Consider the following 14,805-nt stretch of genomic DNA (forward strand, 5'->3'; position numbering starts at 1 on the left):
CCTCGCGCTCCCCCCCTCTCGGCCGGTCGCCCCCCCCCCCCCCCCCCCCCCCCCCCTTCTCGTCTGTCCGGGTGAGGCGTGCGCTGGTCAGGACAGGGTCGTGTACCCGCCCCAGCCCGTCGCGATCCGCGTACGGCCGCCGAACTGGTAAGTGAGGCCGCCGGAGGAGTTCAGGGTGAGCAGGTCGCCCCGGCCGTCCGGGCCGTCGGGGCTGCCGAAGTCGTGCCGGACCGCCGGACCGCGGCTCAGGAAGCCCTGCCCGGAGGCCACGGTGACCGCGGAGCCGGTGCCGGTGCCGGTCGCCTTCAGGGACCAGGTGAACGCGCCGTTCGGGAAGGGCGTCCCGCCGGCGGTCCTGCCGTCCCGGTCCACCGGCACCCGGGACGGGGCCGCGCCCCCGGTGAACGTCCGGGTGGGCCGGTTGTTCTGCACCGCGGTGTACGTCAGGGGCCAGGAGGTGACCGCCAAGTGAGCAGACTTCACCAGTCCTTGGTCGGCTCTTGACGTGCCGCTCCTCAGTCCCCGTCCCCCGGCTCGGCCTCGGCGTCCGGGGACGCGCCGTCCTCCAGCAGCCGCTCGGCGATGTCGTCGGACCAGGTCTGCGCCCAGGCCCGCACCGCCGCGACCTCCTCCTCGCTCAGGCCGTAGCGCCGGAAGTCGGCGTCGGCGTAGAAGTCGGTGCCGGTCAGCCGGGACTGGAGGGTGGGCAGATCGAGGGGGTCATGGGCGTGCCGGCGGCCCAGTTCCTCCAGGTCCGGCAGGGAGAACCGGGCGGCGGCGGCCCGGGCGTCGATCAGGTCGACCGCGGCACCCCGGTCGTACAGCGCGCGGATCTTGGTGCCGACCGCGTCCTCCAGGGCCAGGGCCGGGCCGTACTCGGTGAGTTCGGGCGGCTGCCAGAAGGCCTCCTTGTGCAGGGCCAGGGCACAGATCTCACCGCTCGGCGGGTCGGTGACCGTCAGCTGGGCGGTGCGCGCGGTGCCGGTGCCGGCCCGCACCTGACGGCCCCGCGCCTCCAGGGCGGCGGTCACCGACTCGGCGATCCGGTCCATGGCCTCGGCGCTCTCCGTGGCGAAGTCGAGGTTGGCGTGCGGGCGCAGCAGCAGGCCGTGGGCCTGGAGGGCATAGCCGCCGGCGAGGACCAGACCGTACGCGCTGCCGGCCGTGACGACGTCCGCGAGGAGCCGCCGGTGGGGTTCGGGAAGGTTCACGGCACCCGTACTCTGCCAGAACCGGGCCCGCGGGCGGGCCACCCGCGCCGGATCGCGGCCTCCGCCGGTTCGATCCGCGCGGTTCTCCCCCGGCGCGGCAACCTCTCCCGGCGCGGCGGCCACTGAGGGGACGTAAGGCATGTCGCAAGGCATGTACGGCAGACCCGTAAGGAACCCCCCTCGTGGCAGCTCCCTCCCACCGCCGCTCCCCCCGCGGGCGGCGCACCCTCGCCGTGTCCGCCGCCGTCGTCGCCGCGGGCGTCGGCGCCGGTGTGTTCGTGCTGAACGCCCATGCGGACCCCGCCGACCTCTACCACCAGACGCTGCCCGCCAGGGACGGCTGGGCCGCGGCCGGCACGGGCACCACCGGCGGCGCGCAGGCCGACTCCGCGCACACCTTCACCGTCTCCACCCGGGCCCAGCTGGTGAAGGCGCTGGGCCCGGCGTCCGACACCACACCCCGGATCATCCGGATCAAGGGCACCATCGACGCCAACACCGACGACCACGGCACCAAGCTGACCTGCGCGGACTACGCGAAGGGCACCGGCTACTCGCTCCCCGCCTACCTCAAGGCCTACGACCCCGCCACCTACGGCCGCTCCAGGCTGCCCTCCGGCCCCCAGGAGACGGCGCGTGCCGCCGCCCAGCAGAGGCAGGCGCACAACGTCGTGTTCACGGTGCCCGCCCACACCACCGTCGTGGGCGTGCCCGGCACCAACGCGGGCATCCTGGGCGGCAGCCTGTCGCTGAAGAACGTCGACAACGTCATCATCCGCAACCTGACCTTCTCCGCCGTCGAGGACTGCTTCCCGCAGTGGGACCCGACCGACGGCGACCAGGGCAACTGGAACTCGGAGTACGACGCGGTCACGCTGCGCGGCGCGACCCATGTCTGGGCGGACCACGACACGTTCACCGACGCACCGCACTACGACACGAGCGATCCCGCCTACTTCGGCCGCCAGTACCAGGTCCACGACGGCTCCCTCGACATCACCAAGGGCTCCGACCTGGTGACCGTCGAGCACAGCCGGTTCACCGACCACGACAAGACGATGCTGATCGGCGGCAGCGACACGGACAGCACCGGCAAGCTGCGCGTCTCCCTCCACCACAACGTGTGGAAGGGCATCGTGCAGCGGGCCCCGCTGGCCCGGCTCGGGCAGATCCACCTCTACAACAACGTCTACGACACGGCGCCCGTCGACGGCTACGCGCCCCTCTACAGCATCAACGCGCGCGCGAACGCCCAGGTCGTGGCGGAGAACAACTACTGGAAGGTGCCGTCCGGCGGCAAGGTCGCCCATCTGCTCAGCGGCGACGGCACCGGCTCCATTGCGGGCAGCGGCAACCTCGTCAACGGCAGGCTCACCGACCTGGTCGCCGTGTACAACGCCGCGTCCTCGAAGAAGATCAAGCCGACGGTGAACTGGAAGCCGGTCCTGACCGCGGGCCTGGAGCCCTCGGCGGCCGGCCTGCCGGCGGAGCTGGCGGCCACGACCGGCGCCGGGGTGCTGAACTAGCGTCGTACAACCGTGCGGGTCCCTGGCGGGTCTCCTCTGACACAGCGATGTGATCAAGAGGAAAAACAGGGGAACGGACGGTTACATGCGAAAAGTTCGCACAGTCGCGGCGCTCGCCACGGCCACGCTCGTCTCGGCGGGCAGCGTGGTGCTCGGCCTCGGCGGTCCCGCCGTCGCGGCCGGCACCACGGCCACGACGGCCTCCGCCGCCGGCAAGACGGCGGACTTCAACGGGGACGGCTACGGCGACATTGCCGTCTCGGCGAACGGCTACATCACGGTGCTGTACGGGACGGCGACCGGCCTGACTCCCTCCCACCACCAGATCATCGGAAACGGCAGCACCAGCGGGTACGTCGACCTCGGCGGCTCGATGGCCAAGGGCGACCTGGACGGCGACGGCTACGACGATCTCGTGGCCGTCGGCTCCGGGGCCGTGCAGGTCTACTGGGGCGGCTCCACGGGCCTGTCCGCCCCCACCCGGCTCGGGATCACGCCCAGCTATTCCCCGAGCCCGGTCGTGGTGGCCGACTTCGACGGCGACGGCAGGAACGACCTGGTCACCGGCGTCTCCGACGTGGGCACCGAGCTGCTCCGGGGCCCCTTCACCCGGGACGGCGCGAGTGCCTCGAGCAGCGTCGTCCACAACTGGCTCCACCCCTACTACCTGGCGGCCGGAGACGTGAACGGTGACCATGTCGCCGATCTGCTGTCCGTGGGCAGGGGCGACGGCGGTGCCGCCGACGCCAGCCTGCTGCTCGGCTCCAAGAGCGGCTTCGGCCCCGTCAAGGACTTCGCCACCAAGGTCAACTCCGGCTCCATCGCGGACGTCGACGGCGACGGATACGGTGACGTGGTGCTGGGTGCCGGACTGGAGGGCTACCAGCCGAAGGGTGTCGTGGGCGGCTCGATCCTCGTCGAGTACGGCAGCGCCGACGGGATCAGCACCACCCGCAAGCCGGTGCGCATCAGCCAGGACACCTCCGGTGTGCCCGGCGCCGGCGAGACGTACGACCGGTTCGGCTACAACCTCGACACCGGCGACGTCGACGGCGACGGCTACGCCGACGTGGCGATCGGTGTGCAGCAGGAGAGCATCTCGGGAGTCAGCACCACCGGTGCGGTGACCGTGCTGCGCGGCTCCGCCAAGGGCCTGACCGGCACCGGCGCGGTGTCCTGGCACCAGAACACCACCGGTGTGCCGGGCATGAACGAGCCGTACGACAGGTGGGGCCAGCAGGTCGCCTTCGCCGACATGAACGGCGACGGCCGCAGCGAACTCACCGTCGGCACGGAAGCCGAGAACCGCGACCAGGGCGCCCTCTGGTACTTCAGGTCGGGCAGCACCGGCCTGACCACCAACAGGTCCCTCTCCGTCGGCCCCAGGACGTTCGGCATGGAGCCCGTGCGCCGCTGGTTCGCGCGGACGGTGCTCAAGTAGGCGAGCGGTAGCGGCACGGGCAAGGCCCCGGCGCGCAGTGCGCCGGGGCCTTCCCCCTGCCGTCGTCCGTACCGGGGCTCAGGCGGGCTCGCCGCCGAAGCGCTCCTTGTACGACTCCAGGTCCTCATCGGTGATCTTCGCGAAGAGCACCGGCGGAACCGTGAACGGGGTGCCGGCCGGGACGGCGGCCAGGGCCTTCGCCTCGTCCTCGGTCACCCAGGCCGCGGTGTCGCCGGCCAGCGCGAACGCCGCGCGCATGGTCTTCGCCGTGGCCGGGATGAACGGCTCCGAGACCACCGCGTACAGGTGGATCAGGTTCATCGCCGTCCGCAGGGTGAGGGCGGCGCCGTCCTTGTCGGTCTTGATCTCCAGCCAGGGGGCCTTCTCCTCCAGGTAGGAGTTGCCGGCCGACCACAGGGCGCGCAGCGCGGCCGCGGCCTTGCGGAACTGGAGGGCCTCCATGTGCTCCTCGTACTCGCCGAGCAGCCGGGCGATCTCCTCGCCGAGACGGGCCTCCGCCGCGCCGGGCTCGCCGCCCGCCGGGACCTCGTCGCCGAACCGCTTGCGGCTGAAGGACAGCACGCGGTTGACGAAGTTGCCGAGGGTGTCGGCCAGGTCCTTGTTCACCGTGGCGGTGAAGTGCTCCCAGGTGAAGGACGAGTCGTCCGACTCGGGGGCGTTGGCGATCAGGAAGTAGCGCCAGTAGTCGGCCGGGAGGATGTCCAGGGCCTGGTCGGTGAAGACACCGCGCTTCTGCGAGGTGGAGAACTTCCCGCCGTAGTACGTCAGCCAGTTGAAGGCCTTGACGTAGTCGACCTTCTTCCACGGCTCGCGCACGCCCAGCTCGGTGGCCGGGAACATCACGGTGTGGAAGGGGACGTTGTCCTTCGCCATGAACTCGGTGTAGCGGACGGTGTCGTCCGCCTCGTACCACCACGACTTCCAGTCGCGGTTCCCCGGGTCCTGGTCGGCCCACTCCTTCGTCGCGCCGATGTACTCGATCGGGGCGTCGAACCAGACGTAGAAGACCTTGCCCTCGGCGGCCAGCTCCGGCCAGGTGTCGGCCGGGACCGGGACGCCCCAGTCCAGGTCGCGGGTGATGGCGCGGTCGTGCAGGCCCTCGTTCAGCCACTTGCGGGCGATGGAGGAGGCCAGCTGCGGCCAGTCCTCCTCGTGCCGGGCGACCCAGGCCTCGACCTCGTGCTGGAGCTTGGACTGGAGCAGGAAGAGGTGCTTGGTCTCCCGGACCTCCAGGTCGGTGGAGCCGGAGATCGCCGAGCGCGGGTCGATCAGGTCGGTCGGGTCCAGGACGCGGGTGCAGTTCTCGCACTGGTCGCCGCGGGCCTTGTCGTAGCCGCAGTGCGGGCAGGTGCCCTCGACGTACCGGTCCGGGAGGAAGCGGCCGTCGGCGGGCGAGTACACCTGCCGGATCGCCCGCTCCTCGATGAAGCCGTTCTCGTTCAGCTTGCGGGCGAAGTGCTGGGTGATCTCGCGGTTCTCCGCGGAGGAGCTGCGGCCGAAGTAGTCGAAGGCCAGCGCGAAGCCGTCGTAGACCGCCTTCTGCGCGTCGTGCGCCTGGGCGCAGAACTCGCTCACCGGCAGACCCCGCTCCTTGGCCGCCAGCTCGGCCGGGGTGCCGTGCTCGTCGGTGGCGCAGATGTAGAGGACGTCGTGGCCGCGCTGGCGGAGGTACCGGGAGTACACGTCCGCCGGGAGCATGGACCCCACCATGTTGCCCAGGTGCTTGATCCCGTTGATGTACGGAAGGGCGCTGGTGATGAGGTGTCGAGCCATCGGGGGCTGCTCCCAGGTCGCTGCGTGAGACGTACGAACCTTGAAATCGTAGCCGACGTGTGTATGCCGCCCGCTTCCCGTTTTACGGGGTGAGAAGCGGGCGGCACGGGGTGGGGCAGCGGGGGTCAGGGGCGCCAGTGCGCCAGGACGCCCTCGTACAGCTCGGTGTCCGTCAGCTCGCGGGGGGCGGGGCCCGCGTGGAAGAAGGACGTGTTGCCGGTCTTCAGCTTGCGGAGGTAGTCGAAGGCCTTGTTGTCGTGCTCACCGAAGGCGACGAAGGAGAAGAAGAGGGCGGGGTACTTCTTCGCGGTCTCGGTGAGGGCCTGGGTGGCGGGGGTCTTCGCGTCCGGGGCGCCGTCGGTCTGGAAGACCACCAGGGCGGGGGTGCCGGCGGGGTGGTGGGCCGTGTAGTGGGCGGTGACGGCCTCCACGGCGGCGTGGTAGCTGGTACGGCCCATGCGGCCGAGGCCCGCGTGCACGTCGTCGATCTTCGTCTCGTGGTCCTCGGTGAGGGTGAGGTCGGTGGTGCCGTCGACCTCCGTGGAGAAGAAGACGACGTGGACCGTGGCCTCGGGGTCCAGGTGGGCGGCGAGGGCGAGGGTCTGGTCGGCGAGGGCCTGGGCGGAGCCGTCCTTGTAGTACGGCCGCATGCTCGCGGAGCGGTCGAGGACGAGGTAGACCTTGGCGCGGGTGCCGGTGAGGTTGGTCTTGGCGAGGGTGGCTGCGGCGGCGGTGTGGGCGGTGGCGAGGGAGTCTCCGACGGTTTGGCCGGGTTCCTCGGTTTCGCTCGCGGGGGTTTTGTCGCCGGGGGCGGGTGCTGCCTCGGCGGTGGTGCCGGCTGCCTCGGCTTCGCCTTCGGCGCTGGGTGCGGGTGCTGCTTCGGCGGTGGTGCCGGCTGCCTCGGCTTCGCCTTCGGCGCCGGCGTCGTACCCACCCGCTCCACCCGTGCGGCTTTCGTCGCCGGGTGCGGGTGCCTCCTGTGGGGCGTCCTCACCGTCGGCGGCTTCCGGCTCGTGCGCGGTTACCGGCGGCTGGGCCGCTGCGTCGGCCTGTGCTTCCGCAGGCGCCTCGTCGGCCGGCACCACCGGCTCCGGGGCCGTCTCGCCGACGGAAACCTGCGGCTCCGCCTCCGCGGTCCCTTCCTCAGCCTCAGCCTCGGCCTCGGGCGCGGGCTCAGCCTCGGCCTCGACTGGAGCCTCCGTGTCGGCCTCCGCCTCTGCCGCCGCTTCGGCAGCAGTCTCCGCGTCGGCCTCCGCCTGCGCCTCGGCTTCTGCCTCGGCCTTGCCTTCGGCGTTCTCCTGGGTGGCCTCAGCTTCGTCTTCGGCCTTTGCCTCTCCGTCGGCTTCTGCGACGGCGCTCGCCTCTGCCTCCGCCTCTACGTCGGCCGAAGCCTCAGCTTCGGCGTCGGCCTGTGCTTCGGCCGCAGCCTCCGGCTTCGCCTCCGCCTCGGCTCCTGCCCCCGGCTCCGCCTGGGCCTCAGCTTCTGCCTCGGGCGCGGTGTCTGCGTCCGCCGCTACGTCGGCCTCGGCCTCCGCCACCGCGTCAGCCTCCGGCACCGACTGTGCCTCGGCTTCGGTCTCAGGCTGCGCCTCGACGTTCTCCTCGGCCTCAGCTTCTGCCTCGGGCGTGGTGTCTGCGTCCGCCGCTACGTCGGCCTCGGCCTCCGCCACCGCGTCAGCCTCCGGCACCGACTGTGCCTCGGCTTCGGTCTCAGGCTGTGCCTCGACGTTCTCCTCGGCCTCAGCTTCTGCCTTGGTCGCAGCATCTGCGTCCGGCTCTTCGTCGGCCGCAGCCTCCGCCTCCGCCTCCGCCTCGGCTTCTGCCTCCGCCTCAGGCGCAGCCTCGGTGGCCGCCTCCGCTTCCGTTTCGGCCGCAGAAGCCTCGGTCTTTACCTCGGCCTCAGGCGCAGCCTTGGTCTCGGCCTCAGCTCCAGCTCCAGCCCCAGCCCCAGCCTCGGTCTCTGCCTCGGCTGCAGCCTTGGCCTCTGCTCCCGCCTTGGTCTCCGCCTCTCCCCCTCCCTCTGCCTCGGCCTCCGACTCCGTACTCGGGTGCGGGATTTTGATGTTGTCGAAGGCTGCTGCCACCAGGTCGTGTTCTTCGGCGGCGTTGCGGGGTTCCGGGAGGGAGGGGGTCGGGGGTTCGGTTTCGGGGTGGTGGGGTTGCGTGGGGAGGTGGTCCGCTCCCTCTGCCTCGGCCGCGCGTTCCTTGCGTGAGCGGCCGAATGCGTTCCGCAGGAGAGAGAGAATGCCCATGTGCGCAACCCTTCGCATGAGGTGTGACCGTCGATCGCTGGCCAGGACGGACACGTAAGGTTAGCGAAGCGCTCAGTGCGGAGAAGCGATCGCCCGCGCCGCGGCGACCTCTTGTCGCAAGGGCTCCAGGACACTGTCGGGCGGGCCGGTCAGATCGGTGCGTACCGGCGTGAGCGTTTCGGCGTTGCGGACGCCCTCCGCCAGCTCGTGGAGTTGCCGGGCGACCTGCGAGATCTCCGCCGGGGACGGGGCCGGGGCGCCGTGCCGGACCCGGACCCGCGCCGCCGTCGTGGCGTCCACGATGCGTTCCACCGCCACCACCAGCGGCCACCAGGCAGCCGCACGCCGGCCGGTCGGCGGCGGTTCGGTCAGCGCCCGCTGGAACTCGGTGCGGATGGCGGAGAGGTTCCGGTACAGCCGGCGCCGCATCCGGGCCCGGGCCGCGGGGTCGGTGTCCGCGCCGAACGCCGTCTCCACGTACCGCGCGGTGTCCGCCACCGCGTCGGCCAGCCGGTCGCCGACCCGGGTGTGCCAGCTCTCCGGCCAGAGGAGATAGCCGGCGATCAGGGCGATCGCGCAGCCGAGCAGGGAGTCGGTCAGCCGGGGCAGCAGCAGGGCGGTGCCCTTGTGGTTGAGGATGTCGGAGAGCAGCAGGATGACCGGCGTGATGGCGGCCGTCTGGTAGCCGTAACCGCGCGGGGTGAGCGCCGGGATCAGCGCGGCCAGGACGAACATGACCGGGACGTCCCACCAGCCCAGCGGGACCTCCGCAAGCACCACCGCCGCGAGCACCAGCCCGGCCACCGTGCCGAGGGCGCGCAGCAGGGCCCGGGAGAAGACCGAGCCGAAGTCGGGTTTGAGGACGAAGGTGATGGTCAGGGCCACCCAGTAGGAGCGGGGGACCGGGATCAGGGACACCAGGGCCTGGGCGAGGGCGATGCAGACCGCGAGGCGTACGCCGTAGCGCCAGGAGTTGGCGGACAGGACGACGTTGCGGGCCGCCCGCGCGGTGCGGATGCGCAGGCCCGCCGGTCTGCCCAGCCGGTCGTCGATGCCCAGGGGGTCCACGTCGGGCGCGGTCACGACCTCGGCGGTGTGCCGCAGCGCGTGGTCCACCGCGCGGGCCGTCTCGGTGCCCGGGACCGGCAGGGCGAGGGCTATCGGGCCCAGGTAGCCCGTCTCGACGGCGTGCGCCAGGTGGTGGACCGCCTCGGGGATCGCGGGCGACAGCGGCACCCCCGTGAGGTGGGCCGCGGGGGCCGCCTCCACCACCGGGGTGATCGCGTTCAACTGGGCCAGCAACCGGGCGAGTTCGCCGCTGCGGCCGTGGTGGCGGGCGCGCCGGGCGAGGATCAGGTCGTACGACTGGTTCAGTGACTGGGTGACGGCGCGCCGGGCCTCGTCGTACTCCTCGTAGCGGTCCGTGCCGGAGACGGCGAGGAGCGCGGCGACGGCGCGGTAGGTGGCCGCCACCGCCGAGCGTTCCGGCACGCCCGAGCGCAACGGCCAGGCCAGCAGGGCGAGGAGCAGCACCAGCAGGCCGCCGCCTGTCATCAGGGCCGGGGCCACCCACCAGGGGCGGGGCAGCGGCAGGCCCGCGCCGACCACGCAGTTCAGCAGGAGCAGCAGCCCGGAGACGGAGGCCACCGCGCCGATGGTGGAGATCATCCCGGAGACGAGCGCGATGCCGGTGACGGCGGCGACGGCGTACCAGCCGTGCCCGTACACCAGCGCGCCCAGCGTCACCCCGACCGCGCCGAAGAACTGCGGGATGGCGATGTTCAGGATGCGCATCCGATAGGCGTCGGCGGTGTCGCCGATGACGCCGGACAGGGCGCCCATGGAGGCGAGCGCGCCGTAGGCCGGGTAGCCCGCCGCGAGGCCGAGGGCCAGGGGCAGGCTCATCGCGACGGCGGCGCGGGCGATCGCGGCGCGGTTCAGCGGTGCCTGCTGGGGTTGGAGGTTCCGCACCAGCCAGTCGGGAGGCGTGAGGCCGATGGGGAACTCTCGTGGCATGCGCCCATTATGGAGGGATTGCGGCGCTCCATCCGTGCTGCTGTCCGTGCGTCTATCCGTGCAGGGTCACGTCCACCAGCAGGGCTCGGTGGTCGCTGCCCGCCACCCGCAGGAAGCGGGCGTCGGCCGCGGTGAACGTGCGGGAGAGCAGGACGTGGTCGATCTGGACGCCGATGACGGAGGCGGTGCGGGACGGCCAGCTCGCGGTGCGGTCGTGGCCGGCCAGCCGGGCCGCGTCGGTCAGCCGGCCGGCGTCCAGGATGCGACGGAAGGCCGCGTGGTCCTGGGTGGCGTTGAAGTCGCCGGCGAGGATGGTGGGGGTGTCGGGGTCGGCCGCGGCGAAGGCGCGCAGCCGGCCGAGTTCGCGCTGCCACAGGGGCACCTGGCCGGGGAGCGGCGGCATGGGGTGGGCGAGTTGGACCCGTACCGGGTGACCGTGGATGTCGGCGACGGCGCCGGGCATGCCCATGGTGCCGGGGACGCCCGCGGTGGGCCGCAGCGGGAAGCGGCTCAGGAGGAGCGAGCCCCGTGAGCCGTCGGCGGCGACCGCGCGGCGGTAGCGGTAGACGGTACCGACGTCGTGTTCCAGCGTGGCCTGACAGGTGTACTCGCACTCCGCCACGAAGACCAGGTCCGGATGGCGGGCGCGGATCAGCGGGACCAGTGCGGGGGCGCCCCGGCCGAACTCGACGTTCGAGGTGAGCACGCGCACGGTGGCGAGGGGCGGCCCGCCGGGGTCGGCGGTCTTGCCGTACGGCTCCAGGTACCAGGCGAGCAGGCCGAGTACGGCGATCCCCCACACCAGCCCCGGCCACCAGCGGCCGAGCAGCGCGCACAGCAGGGCGAGGGCCGTCGGCAGCAGGAACCAGGGCAGGAAGGCGAGCAGCTGGGGCACCGGCGTGATGCCGTCGGTGTCGGCCACCCGGCAGCCGACGACCACGCTCACCCCGGCGAGCAGCACCCCGGCAGACCAGATCGCGAACCGCCGCCCGGGCCGTCGTCCGGAGCCGGGAGCAGGGCCGGGGTCGGGGTCGGGGCCGGTGTGCGCGGACACGGCGCCGAGCCTACGGCCGCCCGCCGGGCCGCGCCAGAAAGCCGGACCCCCTCCGTCTCCAACCCCGGCCCCGGACGGACGGACTTCTCAGCCGTCCACCCGATCCAGGAACGCCCCCAGCACCCGGTTGAACTCCTCCGGGCACTCCAGGTTGGGCAGATGGGCCGCGCCCGGGACGACATGCAGCTCGGAGTCGGGGAGGGCCGCGTGCATGGACTCGGCGTCGGACACCGGGGTGTAGGTGTCGTCGGCGCCGACCACGACCAGCGTCGGCGCCTTCACCCGGGTCAGCAGGGGGCGGTAGTCGGGCCGTTCGGCACGGCCGCGCAGGGACGCGGCGGCCCCCTCCGGAGCGGTGGCCGTCATCATGCGGTGCACGTGCGCCTTGACCTCGGGCCGGGCGTACGGCGCGACCATCTTCTCCAGCACCTCGTCGGCGTACCCCCGCATCCCCTCGGCGAGCAGCCGCTCGGCCATCGCCGCGCGGAATTGCCGGCCCTCGGCGGTCTCGGGGGCGGGGAAGGTGTCGGCGAGGACCAGGCCCCGGATCCGGTCCCCGAAGCGGTCGTGGCACTCCATGACGATCTGGCCGCCCATGGACAGCCCGGCCAGCACGAAGCCGTCGACGCCCAGGAAGTCGAGGAGTTCCCCGATGTCCTCGGCGTGGCGGGAGAGCGGGACCGTGCCGGGGGTCACCGGGGAGGCGCCATAGCCGCGCAGATCGGGGGCGATCACCCGGCGGCCGGCGGAGAACTCCGTCAGCTGCGGCTGCCACATCGTGCGGTCGAAGGGGTGGCCGTGGACGAGGACGAGCGGCACCCGCGACGCATCGGCGGGGCCTTTGTCCTCATATGCGAGGAAGGGGGGCATGTCATCGACCCTAGGTGCCCCAACTCCTCGGTGCAATAAGATCTTTGCCCTCGGTGCAATCCCCGTCTGCGGGGGAGTGGGGGGCGGATGGACGACTACCGGCGGATCGCCGACCGGATCGCCGGTGACATCGCTGCGGGCCGGCTGCGGCCCGGTCAACAGCTGCCGCCGCAGCGGGCGTTCGCGCGCCGGCACCGGATCGCGCCCTCGACCGCCGGCCGGGTGTACGCCGAACTCGTGCGCCGGGGACTGGTGGTGGGCGAGGTCGGACGCGGGACGTTCGTCCGGGCCACCGCGCCGGACGGGCAGCCGGGGCACGCCCTCGTCGAGGCGGCGGCCGGGCGGCCCGGGCTGGTGAACCTGGAACTCAACTACCCCGTCCTGCCCGGCCAGGCGGAGCTGCTGGCCGCGTCCCTCTCCGCCCAGCTGCACCCGGACGCCCTCGGGCAGGCGCTGCGGCCGGCCGCCGTCGCGGGCACCCCGGCCGCCCGGCAGGCGGTCGCCGCCCTGCTGGGGCGGAGCGGGCCGCGGACCGACCCGGAGCGGATCCTGTTCACCGGCAACGCCCGCCAGGCGATCGCCGCCGGGCTCGCCGCCCTGGTCCGGCCCGGCGGCCGGGTCGGGGTGGAGCCGCTGACGTATCCGCTGGTCAAGGAGATCGCGGCGCGGCTCGGCCTGGTCCTCGTACCGCTCCGGGCGGACCCGGAGGGCGTCCTGCCCGAGGCCGTCGCCGCCGCCCACCGCAGCGCGCCGCTGTCCGCCCTCTACCTCCAGCCGAGCCTGCACAACCCGACCGCGCGCACGATGGGCGAGGACCGGCGGCGGCAGCTCGCCAAGACCGTCCACAGGCTGGGGATGCCGGTGGTCGAGGACCGGATCTGGTCCTTCCTCCAGCCGGGCGGCCCGCCGTCGCTCGCCGCGCTCGCGCCGGGGCTGGTGTACCAGGTCGACGGGCTGTCCAAGCGGGTCGCGCCCGGCCTCACCATCGGCTTCATCGTCGTACCGGAAGGAACTGGAGGACCTGAAGGACCGGAGGGGCCGGAAGAGGCGGAAGGACCGGGAGGGCCGGGAAGACCGGCAGGGCCGGGAAGGGCGGCGGTGGCCCGGGCCATCCGCTCCGGCGGCTGGAACGCGGGCGGCTTCGCGCTGGAGGCGGCCGTACGGTGGCTGGAGGAGGGCATCGTGGACCGGCTGGTGGCCGCCAAGCGGGCGGACGCGCGGCGGCGGCACCGGCTGCTGGTGCGGGAGCTGGCCGGGTTCGCCGTACGGTCCGACCCGGCCGCCTGTTTCGCCTGGTGGGAGCTGCCCGCGCCCTGGCGGGCCGACACCTTCACGGCCGCCGCGTGGGCGCACGGGATCGCGGTGACCCCGGGTACGGCCTTCGCCGTCGACCCGAGTCACACCCCGGACGCGGTCAGGCTCGGACTCGCGTCGGAGCCTGAGCCGGTGCTGGCGCGGGCGCTGCGGACGCTCGCCGCCGTCGCACGGGGCGGACCAGCGGCAGCGGGGGCAGATACCGGGTCAGCCAGGCCGTGACGGCCACCGCGAGACCGACGGCGAACAGCAGCCAGGCGACGGTGCGCAGGGTGCCGGTCAGGGCGTCGTAGACGGCCCCTGCTGCCGGGTGGGGGACATCGGCGGGCAGGTCGGCGAGGGTCAGACCGCGGCCGACGCAGAGGGCGAGGCCGAGCAGGGCGCCGCCCAGGGCCGTGCCCAGCGCGGTCGCGGCGACGGCCCGGCGGCGGTGGACGGCCAGGGCGATCCCGGCGACGGCGAAGGCGACGGCCGCCACCGGCAGCCAGAAACCGGCGACTTCGAGCACGTGGAACCCCTTCCGGAGCGCCGCCAGCCCGTCCGCAGGCAGCACGGCGACCGCCGTGTGCTCCACCGGGATGCGCGCGGCGAGCGGCACATGGTCGTGCGTGAGCTGACGTTTGACCTGGTCGGTGACGGGCGCGAAGTCGACGGTGACGGGACGGTCGTCGTCGTCCTCCGGGTCGTCGCGCAGCGCCCGCAGAATCGCGTCGTGGGTGACCCGGTTGCCGGTGTCCCAGGCCAGCCGGAAGGCCTCGGTGTGGGTGAAGGAGCGCACCGCGTCGCGCACGAACGGGCGGACGGAGGGGACGGGGGCGGCGGAACGGCGGCCCCGGCCGACGTTCAGCTGCTGGTCCACCTCGTGCACGATCCCGTCGCCGACGGTGTCCGCGACGGCCTCCCGCACGTCCGGGTCGGCGGCGAGCGGGGCCATCGCGGTGACGTACCGGCCCGTGTCGGTCAGCCCGTACGCCGCCCAGGCGGCCAGCGCGCCGAACGGCACGAGGAGGCAGGACAGGGCGATCAGTACGGCCGACAGGGCGCTCCTCAGGTGTGCGGACACGCTTCCAGGCAACGGCCCGCGGCGGCCGGGCGCGAGCGGAGTGACTGCATTCGGGGGACCGGCGGTGCCGGTGCTCCGCGGGCCTTCCGGTGGAGGGCTCACCCGAACGGGTGTTTCCTGGAGTTGGTGAGGGACGAAAAGGGGAGCGGGGGGGGCCCCCCCCGCGCCCACGCCGTGGCCCCCCCCCCACGCAAGAGGCGCCGTCAGAAGGGCAAGAGAAAAACGCCCACCCACACACCGCCGCACCCATAGCCCACGAAAAAA

10 protein-coding genes are annotated in these 14,805 nt (G+C 73.0%); 3 read left to right on the top strand and 7 right to left on the bottom strand.

The features are described from left to right. Positions 1-87: 87 nt before the first annotated feature. Positions 88-483, bottom strand: a complete 396-nt coding sequence (locus ACFVIU_RS09500) for a hypothetical protein (protein ID WP_385841652.1) — start codon at positions 481-483, stop codon at positions 88-90. A gap of 32 nt (positions 484-515) precedes the next feature. Next, positions 516-1,211 (bottom strand): hypothetical protein, encoded by a 696-nt coding sequence (locus ACFVIU_RS09505; RefSeq protein ID WP_385841653.1) that lies wholly within the window; start codon positions 1,209-1,211, stop codon positions 516-518. Between the two features lie 182 nt (positions 1,212-1,393). Between ACFVIU_RS09505 and ACFVIU_RS09510 the strand changes: the two genes are divergently transcribed. Both ACFVIU_RS09510 and ACFVIU_RS09515 read left to right on the top strand, forming a co-directional pair. Then, a complete protein-coding gene (locus tag ACFVIU_RS09510; protein WP_385841654.1) occupies positions 1,394-2,737 on the top strand; it encodes a polysaccharide lyase family 1 protein in 1,344 nt (447 codons plus the stop codon). 85 nt (positions 2,738-2,822) lie between these two features. Beyond that, a complete protein-coding gene (locus tag ACFVIU_RS09515; RefSeq protein WP_385841655.1) occupies positions 2,823-4,178 on the top strand; it encodes an FG-GAP and VCBS repeat-containing protein in 1,356 nt (451 codons plus the stop codon). A 78-nt stretch (positions 4,179-4,256) separates the two neighbouring features. Here the strand turns inward: ACFVIU_RS09515 and metG are convergent, their stop codons facing one another. The 5 genes from metG to ACFVIU_RS09540 form a co-directional block, all read right to left on the bottom strand. After that, positions 4,257-5,972, bottom strand: a complete 1,716-nt coding sequence (gene metG, locus ACFVIU_RS09520) for a methionine--tRNA ligase (RefSeq protein WP_385841656.1) — start codon at positions 5,970-5,972, stop codon at positions 4,257-4,259. A gap of 125 nt (positions 5,973-6,097) precedes the next feature. Further along, entirely contained in the window at positions 6,098-8,224 is a 2,127-nt protein-coding gene (locus ACFVIU_RS09525; protein WP_385841811.1) for a VWA domain-containing protein, read from the bottom strand. Between the two features lie 72 nt (positions 8,225-8,296). After that, on the bottom strand, positions 8,297-10,240 hold the full coding sequence (locus tag ACFVIU_RS09530) for an FUSC family protein (protein ID WP_385841658.1): 1,944 nt from the start codon (positions 10,238-10,240) through the stop codon (positions 8,297-8,299). A gap of 52 nt (positions 10,241-10,292) precedes the next feature. After that, positions 10,293-11,294: an endonuclease/exonuclease/phosphatase family protein gene (locus ACFVIU_RS09535; RefSeq protein WP_385841659.1), complete on the bottom strand. Its 1,002-nt coding sequence runs from the start codon at positions 11,292-11,294 to the stop codon at positions 10,293-10,295. 87 nt (positions 11,295-11,381) lie between these two features. Then, the gene (locus tag ACFVIU_RS09540) at positions 11,382-12,164 is read right to left on the bottom strand and encodes an alpha/beta fold hydrolase (protein ID WP_385841660.1); all 783 of its coding nucleotides are present in this window, start codon (positions 12,162-12,164) and stop codon (positions 11,382-11,384) included. 87 nt (positions 12,165-12,251) lie between these two features. On the opposite strand from ACFVIU_RS09540, the gene ACFVIU_RS09545 reads away from it, so the two are divergent. Continuing rightward, entirely contained in the window at positions 12,252-13,700 is a 1,449-nt protein-coding gene (locus tag ACFVIU_RS09545) for a PLP-dependent aminotransferase family protein (RefSeq protein WP_385841661.1), read from the top strand. Positions 13,701-14,805: the final 1,105 nt, after the last annotated feature.

It is taken from the genome of Streptomyces sp. NPDC127190, assembly GCF_042672505.1.
Lineage (GTDB): Bacteria > Actinomycetota > Actinomycetes > Streptomycetales > Streptomycetaceae > Streptomyces.